This window comes from Actinoalloteichus caeruleus DSM 43889 (assembly GCF_000429185.2).
Lineage (GTDB): Bacteria > Actinomycetota > Actinomycetes > Mycobacteriales > Pseudonocardiaceae > Actinoalloteichus_B > Actinoalloteichus_B caeruleus.
The window spans coordinates 2,480,171-2,495,973 of record NZ_AUBJ02000001.1 but is presented as its reverse complement, the minus strand read 5'-3'; the positions used below and the strand labels follow the sequence as shown (position 1 = coordinate 2,495,973).

Below are 15,803 nucleotides of genomic sequence, written 5' to 3'. Positions count from 1 at the left end.
CCCGGGGGAGCGGGCGGGCCGGTCAGGCCGGGGCCGGCCCCAGCGGGACGTCCTCCCACAGTGCGCGGCGGGCCGGATCCGTGGCCGGGACGGACCGTGGCTCGCCACCCCAGACCTCCACCGGGCCCGTGCCGCCGTGGAACGGGGTCCAGCCCGGGTCCCCGTGCGCGGCGAAGCGGAGGACCGCGGCGCCGACGTGCCGCGCCAACCGGTGCTCGTCGGTGCCCACCGCGCCGATCAGGAAGTCCGCGCCGGGGGCGTCCAGGGTGCCGAAGACGAAGGGCACGTCGGCGTGGTGCCAGGCCCGGACCCGTTGCCCGCTGGCGTCCCGCCGGCGGTCGAACAGGGCCAGCCAGGCGGCACCCCCGGCCGCCACCTGGCTCTCCACCAGCCGCGTCGCGTACTCGCCGTACCGGAGGTCCCCGAAGATCGTCAACCAGAGTTCCTCGACGGTCGCGTTGGGCAGCAGTCGCCGGTAGCCGGCGGGCAGGGCCGCCGGCAGTCCCAGATCGTCGGCGAACCGCGCGAGTTCGCCTTCGGTGCGCACCGGGTTCAACCCGCCCACCGCGTGGAACAGCCAGTACTCCTCCGTGGTGTGGGTGACCAGCAGGGGTGTCCCGGCGGCCGCCCCCTGGGCCAGTGACGGCGCCGGGTCGGCCCGGAGGAGTTCGCCGTCGACCACCGGCCCGTACAGCACCGGGTCGTGCCGCCACCGCCCCGGCCAGCGGCCCGCCGAGTGGTCACCTGCGACGAGGTCGGCGGCCCTGACCAGTGCCTCGGGTGGCGCCGAGCCGAGGTCCGCCGGTCGCACCCCCGCCGCCGTGGCGATGCGGTCGGCGACGGTGGCGGCCTCGGCGGGGGAGCGGAAGCCCTGTGGCGGGCTGTGCAGGATGGCGCGGTGGAACGGTGTGGCCCGGTCCGAGGCGGCCAGCGCCAGGACCGAACCGGCGCCCGCCGACTGCCCGGCGGCGGTCACCCTGTCCGGGTCACCACCGAACTCGGCGATGTTGGCGGCCACCCAGTCCAACGCGGCGAGCTGGTCCAGCAGGCCCCGGTTGTCCGGCGTCCCGGGCAGGTGACCGAACCCCTCGAAACCCAGCCGGTAGTTGACGGTGACCACGACCATGCCGGTGGCGGCGAGCCGTGCGCCGTCGAAGTCCGGCTGGGCGCTGGAACCGAAGGTGTAGGCCCCGCCGTGGAACCAGGTGAGCACCGGCCAGGGACCTCCCGATCCGGCGGGTGCCCACACGTTCAGGGTGAGGATGTCCTCCTCGTCCGCCGCCCAGACCGGCAGCCCGGTCAGTCGCGCGGACTGGGGCGCGACCGGGCCGAAGGTGACGCAGTCCCGGACGCCCGCCCAGGGCCGTCGGGGCCGGGGCGGGCGGAACCGGAGCGGTCCGAACGGCGGATCCGCGTAGGGGATGCCGAGGTGGGCCCGCACGCCGGGTGCGGCCTGACGGCCCCGGACCCGCCCCGAGGTCGTGGTGATCTCCCGCCGCACACGCGCTCCCGTCCTCGACCGGAACCAGTCGTGATCAGGATGCCAGCCGTGGCGGGGACCGGGTGGGTGCGGCCCGCCCGCCCTCCGCGGCGCGGGCGGGCGGCCTCAGCTGGTGATGTCCTTGCGGTCGAACACCTGGATGGCCAGCAGGACGAACACGGTGCCGTAGACGAACGAGGTCAGGACGCCCCTGGCCATCTCGTCCCAGCTGATGTCGGTGCTCAGCAGGTCGAACCAGTCGTAGCTGTAGTAGGTGGGGAGGAACTGGCGCAGGTCACCCAGGGCGGTGATCTGGTTGAGGATCTGGGACAGGATGCTGGCCATCAACGCTCCGCCCACCGCGCCCAACGGGGTGTTCGTGGCGACGGTGAGCAGCAGGGCGAGGCCGGCCACCCAGGTGTAGAAGAGCACCAGGTAGGCGATGATCATCAGCAGCACGACGACGCCCCGGCCCATCGACACCGATTCGCCGGTGGGGCTGATCAGGGGCCCGTTGCCGTAGGCGAGGACCCCGACGAGCAGGGACACCGCCGGGAGCAGCAGGAGAGCGAACACGGTGAGCAGGGCCGACACGATGGCCTTCTGCCGGAGCAGTCGGTGCCGGGGGATGGGCGCGGCCAGCAGGTACTTCAGGCTCGACCACGACGCCTCGCTGGCCACCGTGTCGCCGAAGAACAGGGCGACGACGACGACGAAGAGGAAGCTCACCGACACGAAGATGGAGAACAGCGCGAAGTTGACCCCGCTGCGGGTGGCGAGTTCCACCAGGCCGCCGCCGCTGACGTCGTCCTGACCGATCCGGAACGCCAGCAGCAGGACCACGGGCAGGGCGACCAGCAGGCCGAGGGTGAGTTGGGTGCGGCGCCGCAGCAGCTGGCGCCGCAGCTCGACCCTGATCGGCAGGGTGTGGTTCGCGCGGTACCCGGCGATCGACCCGTCGTGGGCCACCCGGCCGGCCGGATCGGCGTGCCGGCTGCGCTCCTCCAACACGGCGGCCGCCTCGGCGGACGGAACGCTCCCGCGTGCCGCCGGCTCCCCGGATGACGTGTTCCGATGTGGCTCGGTCACGGCGCCGACTCCTCTCCGACCATCTGGAGGAACGCGTCCTCCAACCGGCCGGTGGGCCCGGCCTGTTCGACCGCGATCCCGGCCCGCACCAGCTCGGTGACCGCCGCTCCCGGGCGCACCGGCCCGAGGAGGGCCTGCACGCTGCTGTCGTGGGCCTCGACCTCCGACACGCCGTCCATCGCGGCGAGCACCTCGGCCGCCCGCTCGGGCTGGTCGACGTGGAAGGTGTACCCGTGCCCGCCCGCGACGATGTCCCGGACCTCGCCGGTGGCCATGACCCGGCCCCGGTGCATCACGACCAGGTGGGTGCAGGTCTGCTCCACCTCGGCCAGCAGGTGGCTGGAGACGACGACGGTCCGTCCCCCCGAGGCGTAGCGGCGCAGCACCTCCCGCATCTGGTGGATCTGGGGCGGGTCGAGGCCGTTGGCTGGTTCGTCGAGGACGAGCAGGTCGGGGAGCCCGAGCATCGCCTGCGCGATGGCCAACCGCTGCCGCATCCCCTGGCTGTAGGTGGACACCTTCCGGTGCACCGCCGCGCCGAGGCCGGCGATCTCCAGGGCCTCCTCGAAGTGGGCGCTCTCCCGACCCCGACCGGTGGCCGCCCAGTACAGGCGCAGGTTCTCCATGCCCGAGAGGTGGGGGAGGAACCCGGAACCCTCCACGAAGGCGCCGATCCGGGACAGCACCGGCGCGCCGGGGCGCACCAGGTGCCCGAACACCCGCACCTGGCCGGCGGTGGGACGGATCAGCCCCATCAGCATCCGCAGCGTCGTGGTCTTGCCCGCGCCGTTCGGGCCGAGCAGCCCGAGGACCTGTCCCCGTTCGACCCGCAGGGAGATGCCGTCCACCGCGGTGAACCCGCTGGCGTAGCGCTTGCTGAGGCCCGAGATGACGATCGGCACGTCCTCCAGGTCGGGGACGAGGTCCGTCGAGTGCCGCCGGCGCCACGCCGAGACCAGCGCGAGGACCACGCCGAGGGCGACCACGCCACCAGCGCCGGCGAGCGCCCCCCACGGCACCGGGGAGGTGGCGTGCTCGCCCTGGGTCGTCGGGAGGGCCAGGTCGGTGTTCTCCGCGATGCCGACCACGTGGGTGACCGGCTCGGTGACGCTGGCGTAGGCCTGGTCGGTCGTGGAGATCGCGACCTCAAGCCGCTGGCCGCTGTCGACCGTGTAGGCGATGCCGGGCAGCGCGATGTCCACCTCCATCGGGGTGCCGTCGGCTGGTAGGCCGGTGACGCGGACCGGGGAGACGCCCTGTCCCGGCAGGGTGCGGGTGCCGTTGGGGCTGACCTCGTAGAGCTTGGCGAAGAGCACGGCGGTGCCGGAGGTGGCGGCGCCCGGCGCCTGGCTGACCTGGACGCGGACCCGGGGGGTTCCGGTGATCGTGACGGCCTCGGCCAGGGGCTCGGAGGTGAAGCGGGCCACCTGGCCGGGGACGTCCCGGTGGAGTCGGCCGGCGACGTCGGGCGAGCCGCCGAGCACGCCGGACAGCCCGGGCAGTCCGGTGATGGCGGCGGGCTGGCCCCCGGCCGGGGTGAGGACCGGCGTCGGGTCTCCGGTGATCCGGTGTCGTTGGAACTCGGTGGCCGCGGTGTCGACGAGGCCGGGGTACTCGGGAGCGGTCAGGGTGCGCACCCGGGTACCGCCACCGCCGGCGACGCTGCGCGGGATGCCGTACTCGAAGGTGGTTCCCGGGTCGGGTCCTCGGCCGGCGAGGTGGAAGTCGAACCACGCGCCGATCTGGTCCCGGACCTCGCCGGGTGTCCCGCTGCCGTCGTGGCCGCCGGCGAACCACACCACCTTGACCCGGCCGCCCGCCTCGGCGATCTCCCGGGCGTTGGCGTCGGCCTGGTCCAGGCCGAACAGGGTGTCCTGGCTGCCCTGCACGACCAGGCTGGGCACGGTGATGTTCTCGGTGAACCGCGCGGGGGAGAGGTCCGCGAGCAGGTCCACGGTCTCCTGGCTGGGTTCCCCGGTGGTGGCGAGTTCGACGTAGGCGGCGCAGAGCTCGGGGCTGAAGCGTCCGCAGCCGGGCGGGGTCGGCCCCGTGCCCCCGTCGGCGTCGCCGGTCCCGCCCTCCTCGGGAGTGGGGCGTGCGCCCTCGCTGCCCTCGTCGCCCTCGCCGTCCTCGTCGTCGGTGCCGAGTTCCGGCGAGGCGACCGGCGGTGCCTCCACGGAGGGGCTGCCGGCGGTGAACAGCAGACCCGCCCAGAACCGTTTGAAGACCCCGGGGTCGGGGAACGGGCTGGCGGCCGGGGTACCGGCCGAGGTGATCGGGGTGGCGTCCTCGGTGCCCGAGTTCGGGATGAGGGCCTTGACCAGGTCGTTGTAGGTGATGACCGGGGCGATCGCGTCCACCCGGTCGTCCGTGCCGGCCACCATGAGCGACAACGCGCCGCCGTAGGAGCCGCCGGTGACGCCCACCACCGGGTCCCCGTCCTCGGTGAGCACCTCGGGTTGCTCGGCCAGCCAGTCGATGAGGGCGGAGGCGTCCCGGACCTCGTGGTCCGGCGAGTTCAGCCCGATCAGCCCCTCGCTCTCGCCGAAGCCGCGCGCGGAGTAGGTCAGGACCACGAAGCCGCGGTCGGCCAGTTCCCGGGCGTCGCCGGAGACCTCGAGCTTGCTGCCGCCGAAGCCGTGTGCGAGCAGGACGGCCGGGGCGGGTGTGGTCTCGGGGAGGTAGACGGTGGCGTCGAGGCTGATGAGGCTGTCGGAGCCGGGCTCCTCGGGCACCTCCAGCCGGAACTCCCGCGACGGGATGTCGGAGGTGTCCTCGTCATCGGAGGGCCAGGCGATCGCGCCAGCCACGAGGAGCACGACCGCTCCGAGGGCGATCAGCCACCAACGATTCCGCGCGAGGAACGACACCAGTCGACAGTATGCGAAGTCGCGGGACCGGCCATGTCAGGGGTCACACTTTCGGGGACATTCCGGACAGTGCTCGTCAGGTGCGGAATCCAGCGTGGACGGCCGTCGTGCCTGGTGGTGGGGCATGTGGCGTGGTGCGTCGCGTGGTGGGCGGTGGTGGGCTCGAGGAGCCGCCCGACTCCCGCCCGAGGAGGTGTGGATCACGTCGCGGGTCCGGTGCGGCCGAGGATCGGGCGTCCACCGGGGACGGTGGGCGTGACCGCGCGTGCGTGTCGTCCCGGGGACGGTGGGCGTGGACCCCGGTGCGAGGTGCCGGTCTAGGGACGGTTGACCAGGGCGAGGAACTGGCTGAGCCGGTCGGTCAGGTACTCCTCGAGCGGGGTGTCCGCCTGGAAGGCCCACCAGGTCAGTGAGCCCTGCCAGTAGGTGGCGAGTGCGTGACCGGCTCCGGTCGGGGTTCCGGGGGCCGTCGAGAGCCGCGCGTCGAGCAAGGCGGTCAGTTCGGCCTCCCACGCGGTCCCTCGGCGGCGCAGGAGGGGGTCGCGGAGGTCCTCGCGCAGGATCAGCAGCCCGTTCGCGTAAGCCTCGGCGTCGGCGTACTGCCCTGACAGGCCCACCAGCAGTTCGACCGCTCCCCGGGGGGTCAGGGGGGTGCTCGCCGCGAGGGACCGCGTGGTGGCGTCGAGCTTCTCCCAGCCCTGGAGGAGGGCGCGCTGGATCAGCGTGGCCTTGTTCGTGAAGCGCTGGACCAGCGTCGCCGAGGAGAGACCGGACCGGGTGGCGAGCGCGGCGAAGGTCAGGTTCCCGACTCCGATGTCCCCGATCAGGGAGAGGGCGGTGTCCAGGACCTCCTCGTCGGTCCGGGTCTTGGTGCGTGCCATGCTATGAATATAAACGATCGATCGGTTATGTATGGCTGGGGAGGTTGGGCATGAGCCTGCGAGGAAGGGTCGCGTTGGTCGCGGGAGCGACGCGGGGCGCGGGGCGGGGCATCGCCGTCGAGCTCGGGGCGGCGGGAGCCACGGTGTACGTCACCGGCCGCACCACCAGGGATCGTGCCTCCGAGTACGGGCGGCCCGAGACGATCGAGGAGACCGCCGAGCTGGTCGAGCGCGCGGGCGGGGTCGGTGTTCCGGTCGCCGTCGACCACCTCGTGCCGGAGGAGGTGCGGGCGCTGGTGGACCGCATCCGCGAGGAACAGGGGCGCCTCGACGTCCTCGTCAACGACATCTGGGGTGGCGAGCTCCTCTTCGGGTGGGACACGCCGGTGTGGGAGCACGATCTCGACAACGGCCTGCGGCTGCTCCGGCTGGCGGTCGACACCCACCTCATCACCGCGCACCACGCCCTCCCCCTGCTGATCGAACGGCCGGGCGGTCTGCTCGTCGAGGTCACGGACGGGACCGTCGAGTACAACGAGCGGAACTACCGCGTCTCGCCCTTCTACGACCTCGCGAAGGTCGCGGTGAACCGCATGGCGTGGGCGCACGCGCGGGACCTGGTCAAGCACGAGGCGACGGCGGTGTCCCTGACACCGGGCTGGATGAGGTCGGAGATGATGCTCGACCACTACGGGGTGCGGGAGGAGAACTGGCGCGACGCGCTCCCCCGGGAACCACACTTCGCGATCTCCGAGACCCCTCGGTTCGTGGGACGTGCCGTGGCGGCTCTCGCGGCGGACCCCGACCTCGCCCGGTGGAACGGCCGGTCGCTGTCCAGCGGGGGTCTCGCCCAGGAGTACGGATTCACCGACCTGGACGGTTCGCGCCCCGATGCGTGGCGGTACGTCGTCGAGGTCCAGGACGCCGGGAAGCCCGCCGACACCACCGGATACCGCTGACCGGCGACGAGGCTGTCCCAGGGGAGTGGCTGGCGCCAGCCCCTGGGGCGCCGAGCGCGTTGGCCCCGGTAACCCGGTCGTCGCACCCCGGAACGGGAGCGCGGCGCGGTCGCCGGGGCAGGAGGGGTCTCCTCGACCCCGTGGGGGGTCGCTCCACCGCCGCCCTCGCCGAGGTCATCGGTTCCCGGCTGGCGGGGGGTCAGGGGTGGTGTGACCATGATCTCCCGGACCCCTGGCTGTTGGTGGGGGCCGCACATGGTGAACAATGGCGCTCGTACGTGGAGGGGAGTATTCCTTCGCGGCGGCATCGTCATCACGGCGCTCGACGCCCGGTGCCGTCGACCGGCCCACGGTCGGTGGAAGAGACCTCCGGTGGTCAGCTGTGCCTGCGCACCGGAGGAACGAAGTTCTATGGACATCCCCCACTGGTTGTGGTTCGTCACCATCGCGGCCCTCGTCCTGGTCGTGCTCCTCGACCTCCTCATCGTCGACCGCAAGCCGCACGAGGTCTCCATCAAGGAGGCCGCGATCTGGTCGGCCGTCTACGTGGTCGCGGCGATCGTGTTCGGCGTCGGCATCTGGTACTTCTCGGGCAGCACCTTCGCCGGGGAGTTCTTCGCGGGGTACGTGACCGAGAAGGCCCTCAGCGTCGACAACCTGTTCGTGTTCGTCATCATCATGTCCAGCTTCGCGGTGCCCGCCATCCACCAGCACCGGGTGCTGCTGATCGGCATCGTGATGGCGTTGATCATGCGCGGCGGTTTCATCGCGGCCGGTGCCGTCGTGATCGACCGCTTCGCCGCGGTCTTCTACCTCTTCGGCATCTTCCTCATCTACACCGCGTGGAAGCTGGTCAAGTCCGGCGACGACGACAGCTTCAGCGGCGACAACGCGGCCCTGCGGGCGGTGCGGAGGTTCCTGCCGGTCACCGAGAAGTACCACGGGTCGAAGAGCTTCGTGCGGATCGACGGCAAGCGGTGGGTCACGCCGATGTTCGTCGTGATGATCGCCATCGGCAGCGCCGACCTGCTCTTCGCGCTGGACTCGATCCCCGCGATCTTCGGGCTGACCCAGGAGCCCTACCTCGTCTTCACCGCCAACGCCTTCGCACTGATGGGGTTGCGGCAGCTCTACTTCCTCATCGGTGGCCTGCTGAACCGCCTCGTCTACCTCTCGATCGGTCTCTCGGTCATCCTGGGCTTCATCGGCGTGAAGCTGGTGCTGCACGCCCTGCACGAGAACAACCTGCCCTTCATCAACGGCGGTGAGGGCGTCCCGGTCCCCGAGGTGGGCATCGGGGTCTCGCTCACGGTCATCGGCATCGTCCTGGTCGTCACCACGGTGGCGAGCCTGATCAAGGTGCGTCGCGACCCGAGCGCCATCAAGCACGTGGAGAAGCCGCCGTCCGCTCCGGAGGCGGACGGCGAGGGCACCGCGCCCGCCGCTACCCCGACCGAGGACGTCGAGGACGGCGGCGCGAGCGGCGCCGGCCGCCCCGGTCGTTCGGAGGAGGGGGGCGGCGATCGGCGCTGACCGCTGGTCGCGTCCCCGCCGCAAGTCCCCGGAACCCTTAGTAAGTCTTGCTAAGCATCCGGTAGGTTGCCGCATGTGCGTCCAGACGACCTCTACCGACTGCGCTCCGCGCGCGGGGTGACCCTGCGCGAGGACCTGCTGATCGTCGCCACCGTGCGCCCCGACCGGGAGGAGAACTCCTACCTCGGCGGCCTGCACCGGCTCCCCCTCGACGGCGGGCCGCTCACCCCGTGGACCGAGTCGGAACGCGACCAGGCCGCGAGCATCTCGCCGGACGGGCGGTGGATCGCCTTCCTGCGGTCAGGAGACCCCTCGACGCGCGGCTGGGAGAAGGCGCCGCAGCTGTACGTGATGCCCGTCGGGGGTGGTGAGCCCCGACGGCTCACCCAGGCCCCCCTCGGCGCCGGAGCACCGGTCTGGAGCCCCGACTCGACCCGGCTCGCCTTCACCGCCCGCGTCCCCGAACCCGGCCGGTACGGCACCGACGAGGACGTCGCGCCCGACGAGGAGGCGCCCCGCCGGATCACGACCTTCCAGTACCGCCTCGACAACGTCGGGTTCGTGCTGGACCGGCGGCACCGCCTCTTCACCGTCGACGTCGAGGACCGCGCCGCCGAGGCGCGGGAGGTCGCCGGTGGCGACTCCTTCGACGTGCGGGACCCGGCGTGGACGCCGGACGGCCGGCGGCTGGTCTTCGCCGCGCAGCGCGACCTGAACGCGCGCGACACCCTGCACCACGACCTCTACCTCGTCCCGGCCGAGGGCGGCGAACCTCAGCTCGCCGTTCGGAGCAAGGGCAACGTCCACCTGCCCGTGGTCGGCGAGGACGGTGGCGTCCACTACTACGGCACCGAGTTCCAGGGTTTCGACTCGGTCGCCAGGAACACGGGCCTCTGGCACGCCGAACTCCCGGCCGCCGGCGAGGTCAGCGCCCCCACCCGGCTCACCGACCGCGAGACCGTCGACGTGCAGGGCCTCCGTCCCGCCGTGCCGACCTCGGAGGGCCTGCTGGTCGCGGTGCGCGTCCAGGGCTCCGTCCAGCTGCGCCTCGTGCCCCCGGACCCCGCCCCCACCCCCCTGGAGGGTCTGCGGCTGGTCGGCGACGCCGAGCAGGTGGTCACCGACTTCGACCACTGCCCCGCGTCCGGGCTGGTCGCCGCCGTGGTGTCCACCACGGAGCGACCAGGGGAGGTCGCGGTCCTGCGGCTGACCGAGGACGCCCCCGAACCCCAGCGGGTGCTCACCGACCTCGGCGCCGGGATCGGGGAGAGCGGCCTGGCCGCGGTGGAGGAACTGCGGGGCACGGGCGAGGACGGCTACCCGCTGCACGGGTGGCTCGTCCTGCCGGAGGGCCCCGGCCCCCACCCCGTGCTGCTCGTCATCCACGGCGGTCCCTTCCAGCACTACACCTGGGGCTTCTTCGACGAGGCGCAGGTGTACGCCTCCGCCGGCTACGCCGTGGTGCTCCCCAACCCCCGGGGCTCGGCCGGGTACGGCGAGAGCCACGGACGGGCGGTGGTCGGCGCGATGGGCACGGTTGACGCCGTCGACCTGCTCGGCCTGCTCGACCTGGCCCTGGCGCGCCCCGAGCTCGACGAGCGGCGGGTGGGGGTGATGGGCGGTTCCTACGGCGGCTTCATGACGGGCTGGCTGGCCGCCCACCACGGTGAGCGTTTCACCGCGGCCTGGAGCGAGCGGGCCGTGAACGCCTGGGACTCCTTCCACGGCTCCTCGGACATCGGCTGGATGTTCACCCACGGCTACATCGGTACCGACCCGGTGGTCTGGCGGGAGAAGAGCCCGCTCCACCACGCGGACCGGATCACGATGCCCTTCGCGGTCGTGCACTCCGAGCAGGACTGGCGGTGCCCGCTCGAACAGGCGCAGCGCATGTTCGTGACCCTGCTGGCCCAGGGCACCGAGACGGAGTTCCTGCTCTTCCCCGGGGAGGGGCACGAACTGAGCAGGTCCGGCCGGCCCAGGCATCGCGTCCAGCGGTTCGAGGCCGTCCTCGACTGGTGGGGCCGCTGGCTGCCGGTGACCCCTGGTGGGACGGGCTGAAAACCCTTCGCCGCTCCACCGCGCGGTGGGTGATGCTGAATCCATGACTGAGCGCGCAGTGCGTTGGACCGTTCGCCGAGCCACTCCCGACGACGCGTCCGACCTGGCCAGAATCAACGTCTCGGCGTGGCGGCGGTCCTACCGGGGCCTGCTGCCCGACGACTTCCTGGACGCCATGTCCCAGGACACCAGGGTCCCGGGCTGGGAACGTTGGCTCGCCGTCCCCGAGCCGGGCAGGGTGTTCGTCGCGGTGGATCGGCAGGGCCGGGTCGGCGCCTACTGCGGGGTCGCCCCGGTCCGGTGCGAACGTGACGCCCGGCCCGGCCTGCTGACCGCGGAACTGGTCGCGATGTACGCCGACCCCGAGGTGGCGGGTACCGGCGCCGGGCACGCCGTCCACGAGGCCGCCGTGAACTACCTGCACGCGCGGGGCTTCGAGCACGTCGTGTCGTGGGTCCTCGCCGGCAACGAGGAGGGCGCGCGTTTCTCCGAACGTCACGGTTGGCGGCCGGAGGGCGCGGAGATCGAGGCGGCGATCGGTGGCCGCCCCGTCACCGAGATCCGGTACGGGCGCGCCACCCGCCTCACCTGGCTGGGGGATCGGCACCACCCCCTGCCGGCCGCCGGCTGACCCGTCGTCCCGACCCGAGCCCGGCCCGCCGGCACCGGCGGGGCCCGTCCTCCCGACCTGGGCGCGGTGCGCGCACGCCGGGAGGGCGACCAGGTGGGGGCCGCGCGGAGCAGGCTCAGTGCGAGAGCGTGTAGTCCAGCTGGTGGCAGATCCGGCCCAGTGGCAGGTCCAGGCCGGGGTGGTCCAGCGGGATGAGCAGGTCGGGGTGTTCCGGGATGGCGCTGCCCGACGGCGGGTCCCAGAGGCAGACCGCCGGATTACCAGCATCCATCGAGGAGCGGTACCAGAGGCCGTCCAGGTCGTCGTAGGCCTCCCGGATCGCGCGGGCCCACGCCTGGGTCGCCTCCTTCGGGCCGCTGCTGATGGCCTGGGACGCGCCCGCCCTGGTCGGCCACAACCCGGCCACGTCCAGCAACTTCAGCGTTCGGCTCGGCCGCAGCACGACGAGCCGAGGGGAGCGCGTCCGCCGGTCCACGACCGAGGACGACTGGAACACCTCGGCCACGCACGTCCGGATCGACAGCGCGAAGTAGAGGACACCGTGACCCGAGTGGTCGGTGGGACGGCCGTTCGGGCTGAGCGGGTGGGAGTCGAAGCGGGCGTGCGGGAGCGGCCCGGTGGTCCGGAAGCCGTTCCAGGTCTGCGGGTGTCGCCCGGACGAGGTGTAGACGCGCACCAGCCGGGTGGCGTGGTGCACCGCGACGATGTCCTCCGACCTGCGCAGCAGCGCGCGCAGGGTCGCTGGTTCTGGCGGCTGGGGAAGCCGGGACATCCTGGCGCCGATTCCAGCTCGGCGCGGTCACACGGGACGGCCCAGCAGAGCAGCCAGCTCCGCCACGGCCTCGGGGGCACCGCCGGTGAGCAGCCATCGTCGTGGGGTGACCGGGTGGCCGTCCACCAGCAGCGTGGCCTGCGCGGTCATCATGAACCCGGCCACCACCAGGTCGGGCTGGTCGTCGGGCACCGCGTCCAACACCTCCGCGAGCCCTGGCAGGACGCCGATCTCGGTGAACTGCCAGGCGGGCAGCCGCCACCCCCCGCGCCCGCGCCACCCGGCGACCCGGCCGGCCGCGATCCTGGCCTCCACGTCGGCGATCCCGACGCGCAGCCGGTCGGCCGCCTCGGTCAGGGTCAACGCGGAGTCCAGCAGTACCGCTTCGGCGGCCACCGTGCCCGCTCGGTAGTCCGGTTCCCCCGGGTCCTGCGGACTCAGGTCCAGCCCCACCTCGGTGAGCACCCGCTGCTGGTCGGGGGACAGGAACGCCCCCGGGTCGGGGTGCGGGGGCGTCAAGCGGCGCGCGGCGTCCTCGACGTAGGCGAGGAACTCGCTCGCGTTCACCCGCAGCCCAGCCCGTGCGAGGGCCGCCTCCAACCCGGGAGTCATGCTGTTCAGGGTATCCCGCATACGGCTCATCGTCCGCGCCGAACCGACAGCCGCCGGGTAGCCGCGCCTGGACACACCCGGCGGAGCGGCGGGTTTCATCCGGTCGACTGGCGCGGGTGACCGTGCGCAGTGCGGGGCCGGGGCGCTCACCCCCGGGACCGGCCCCCGCACCGGCGATGGTCAAACCGACAGGTCACCGCTCGCGCCGGTGCGGATAGCATGCACCGGGCGGCCGGCAGGCCGCGTCAACCGGTCCGCCGGGGTCGTCGACCGCCGGCAGCAGCGATGGAGGAGTCACCGTGTCCCGACCGCAGGCCCCCGTTCCCGAGCCCACCCCGCTGGTCGTGGTGGCCGCCGGGACCACCGCGGGCAGCGCGGTGCGGGAAGCCGGTCTCCCCGGCAAGGGTCCCGACGCCGTCGTGGTCGTCCGCGACGCGGAGGGTCGGCTGCGTGACCTGTCCTGGGCTCCCGCCGAGGACACCGAGGTGGAGCCGGTCGCGGCCGACACCGAGGACGGCAGGTCCGTCATCCGCCACTCGGCGGCGCACGTGCTCGCCCAGGCCGTGCAGCAACTCTTCCCGGAGGCCAAGCTCGGGATCGGGCCCCCCGTGAAGGACGGCTTCTACTACGACTTCGACGTGGAGCGGCCCTTCACCCCCGAGGACCTGCGCGCGCTGGAGAAGCGCATGAAGCAGATCATCAAGGGCTCCCAGCGGTTCTCCCGGCGCGTGGTGGACTCGGTGGAGGCGGCCCGCGAGGAACTCGCCTCGGAGCCCTACAAGCTCGAACTGGTCGACCTCAAGAGCGAGGTCGACACCTCCGAGGTCATGGAGGTCGGCGGCGGCGAGCTCACCGTCTACGACAACCTCGACCCCCGGACCGGCGACCGGGTGTGGGGGGACCTGTGCCGGGGGCCGCACGTGCCCACCACCAGGCACATCCCCGCGTTCACCCTCACCAGGGTCGCCGCTGCCTACTGGCGGGGCAACGAGCGCAACCCCCAGCTCCAGCGCATCTACGGGACCGCGTGGGAGTCGACCGAGGCCCTGGACCGGCACCTGGAACTGCTCGCGGAGGCGGAGCGGCGGGACCACCGCCGGCTGGGTGCCGAGCTGGACCTGTTCAGCTTCCCGGACGAGGTCGGCTCCGGTCTGCCGGTGTTCCACCCCAAGGGGGGGCTGGTGCGCCGGGAACTGGAGGACTACTCGCGCCGGCGGCACGAGGAGGGCGGCTACGAGTTCGTCTACTCGCCGCACATCACCAAGGGCGCGCTGTTCGAGACCTCCGGTCACCTGGGCTGGTACCGGGACGGCATGTTCCCGGCCATGCACCTCGACGAGGAGCGGGACGAGAACGGTGTCGTGCGCCGGCAGGGGCAGGACTACTACCTCAAGCCGATGAACTGCCCGTTCCACAACCTGATCTACCGCTCGCGCGGGCGTTCCTACCGGGAGCTGCCGCTGCGGCTCTTCGAGTTCGGCTCCGTCTACCGCTACGAGAAGTCCGGTGTGGTGCACGGGCTGACCCGGGTGCGCGGGATGACGCAGGACGACGCGCACATCTACTGCACCCCCGACCAGCTGCAGGACGAGATCCGGTCGTTGTTGACCTTCGTGCTCGACCTGCTGCGCGACTACGGGCTGGACGACTTCTACCTCGAGCTGTCGACCAGGAACGAGGAGAAGTACGTCGGTTCGGACGAGGACTGGGAGCGGGCGACCGACGCCTTGCGGGCGGCGGCCGAGGCCTCCGGTCTGGAACTGGTCCTCGACCCGGGCGGCGCGGCGTTCTACGCGCCGAAGATCTCCGTGCAGGCCCGCGACGCCCTGGGTCGCACCTGGCAGATGTCGACGATCCAGGTGGACATGCAGCTGCCCGACCGCTTCGACCTGGAGTACACGGCGCCGGACGGGTCCCGGCAGCGCCCGGTGATGGTGCACCGCGCGCTGTTCGGGTCGATCGAGCGGTTCTTCGGGGTGCTCACCGAGCACTACGGGGGCGCCTTCCCCGCATGGCTCGCCCCCGTGCAGGTGGTGGGGATCCCGATCGCCTCCGACCACGTCGAGCACCTGCTCGGGGTGGCCAAGGAGCTGCGGAGCAGGGGCGTGCGGGTCGAGGTGGACACCTCCGACGACCGGATGCAGAAGAAGATCCGCAACCACACCACCCAGAAGGTGCCGTTCATGGTGCTGGCGGGAGCGAACGACGTCGAGAACGGCGCGGTGTCCTTCCGGTTCCGCGACGGTGGCCAGCTCAACGGGGTGCCGGTGGCGACCGCCGTCGCCGCCATCGCCGACTGGATCGGGCGCCGGGAGAACAGCTCCCCGACGGCCGAGACCTTCGAGCCGGCGGGGGCGGCTGGATGACCGAGTTCGAGGAGCAGCGGGGCGTCGGGGTCCCCGACCCGCTCCAGCGGCTGTGGACGCCGCACCGGATGAGCTACATCCGGGGCGCGGACAAACCCGGTGGTGATGACGAGGCCGGGTGCCCTTTCTGCCGGGTGCTCGGCCTGGCCGACGAGGACGGCCTGGTCATCGCGCGGGGGCGCACCGTGTTCGCCGTGCTCAACCTGTACCCGTACAACCCCGGGCACCTGATGGTGTTGCCCTACCGGCACATCCCGGACTACACGGACCTGGACTCGGCGGAGACGGTCGAGTTCGCGGAGTTCACCCAGCGGGCGATGCGGGTGGTGCGGGCGGCCTCGGCGCCCCACGGGTTCAACCTGGGCATGAACCAGGGGGCGGTCGCCGGTGCCGGCATCGCGGCCCACCTGCACCAGCACGTCGTTCCCCGGTGGGGAGGGGACGCCAACTTCATGCCGGTGGTGGGGCACACCAAGGTGCTCCCCCAACTGCTCGGTGAGACCCGGTCGCTGTTGGCGGAGGCCTGGCGGCGCACGGCCTGACCCCGGG

General features: G+C 72.4%; 12 protein-coding genes. 6 read left to right on the top strand and 6 right to left on the bottom strand.

Annotated elements, in window-relative coordinates:
- Nucleotides 1-22 precede the first annotated feature (22 nt).
- The 4 genes from G443_RS08995 to G443_RS08980 all read right to left on the bottom strand — a co-directional run bounded on the left by G443_RS08995 (nt 23) and on the right by G443_RS08980 (nt 6,320).
- A complete protein-coding gene (locus G443_RS08995) occupies nt 23-1,501 on the bottom strand; it encodes a carboxylesterase/lipase family protein (protein ID WP_155886134.1) in 1,479 nt (492 codons plus the stop codon).
- A 105-nt stretch (nt 1,502-1,606) separates the two neighbouring features.
- Nucleotides 1,607-2,569, bottom strand: coding sequence for an ABC transporter permease (locus G443_RS08990; RefSeq protein ID WP_026418939.1), 963 nt, complete (start codon nt 2,567-2,569; stop codon nt 1,607-1,609).
- The gene (locus G443_RS08985; protein ID WP_026418938.1) at nt 2,566-5,439 is read right to left on the bottom strand and encodes an alpha/beta fold hydrolase; all 2,874 of its coding nucleotides are present in this window, start codon (nt 5,437-5,439) and stop codon (nt 2,566-2,568) included. Before G443_RS08985 ends, G443_RS08990 begins: the two co-directional genes overlap by 4 nt.
- Before the next feature lie 317 nt (nt 5,440-5,756).
- Entirely contained in the window at nt 5,757-6,320 is a 564-nt protein-coding gene (locus tag G443_RS08980) for a TetR family transcriptional regulator (protein WP_026418937.1), read from the bottom strand.
- 50 nt (nt 6,321-6,370) lie between these two features.
- On the opposite strand from G443_RS08980, the gene G443_RS08975 reads away from it, so the two are divergent.
- The 4 genes from G443_RS08975 to G443_RS08960 all read left to right on the top strand — a co-directional run bounded on the left by G443_RS08975 (nt 6,371) and on the right by G443_RS08960 (nt 11,504).
- On the top strand, nt 6,371-7,279 hold the full coding sequence (locus tag G443_RS08975; RefSeq protein ID WP_026418936.1) for an SDR family oxidoreductase: 909 nt from the start codon (nt 6,371-6,373) through the stop codon (nt 7,277-7,279).
- Nucleotides 7,280-7,690: 411 nt separating this feature from the next.
- A complete protein-coding gene (locus tag G443_RS08970; RefSeq protein WP_026418935.1) occupies nt 7,691-8,812 on the top strand; it encodes a TerC family protein in 1,122 nt (373 codons plus the stop codon).
- A 75-nt stretch (nt 8,813-8,887) separates the two neighbouring features.
- Entirely contained in the window at nt 8,888-10,873 is a 1,986-nt protein-coding gene (locus tag G443_RS08965) for a S9 family peptidase (protein WP_026418934.1), read from the top strand.
- A gap of 43 nt (nt 10,874-10,916) precedes the next feature.
- A complete protein-coding gene (locus tag G443_RS08960) occupies nt 10,917-11,504 on the top strand; it encodes a GNAT family N-acetyltransferase (RefSeq protein ID WP_245588807.1) in 588 nt (195 codons plus the stop codon).
- A gap of 115 nt (nt 11,505-11,619) precedes the next feature.
- Here the strand turns inward: G443_RS08960 and G443_RS08955 are convergent, their stop codons facing one another.
- Both G443_RS08955 and G443_RS08950 read right to left on the bottom strand, forming a co-directional pair.
- Nucleotides 11,620-12,276 (bottom strand): RES family NAD+ phosphorylase, encoded by a 657-nt coding sequence (locus G443_RS08955; RefSeq protein ID WP_026418933.1) that lies wholly within the window; start codon nt 12,274-12,276, stop codon nt 11,620-11,622.
- A 27-nt stretch (nt 12,277-12,303) separates the two neighbouring features.
- On the bottom strand, nt 12,304-12,888 hold the full coding sequence (locus G443_RS08950; RefSeq protein ID WP_026418932.1) for a hypothetical protein: 585 nt from the start codon (nt 12,886-12,888) through the stop codon (nt 12,304-12,306).
- A gap of 299 nt (nt 12,889-13,187) precedes the next feature.
- Between G443_RS08950 and thrS the strand changes: the two genes are divergently transcribed.
- Nucleotides 13,188-15,254 carry a threonine--tRNA ligase gene (gene thrS, locus G443_RS08945; protein WP_026418931.1) on the top strand — a complete coding sequence of 689 codons (2,067 nt, stop codon included), beginning with the start codon at nt 13,188-13,190 and terminating at the stop codon, nt 15,252-15,254.
- Nucleotides 15,251-15,796 carry an HIT family protein gene (locus G443_RS08940; RefSeq protein ID WP_026418930.1) on the top strand — a complete coding sequence of 182 codons (546 nt, stop codon included), beginning with the start codon at nt 15,251-15,253 and terminating at the stop codon, nt 15,794-15,796. The genes thrS and G443_RS08940 overlap by 4 nt, the downstream gene beginning before the upstream one ends.
- The last annotated feature ends 7 nt before the right edge of the window (nt 15,797-15,803 follow it).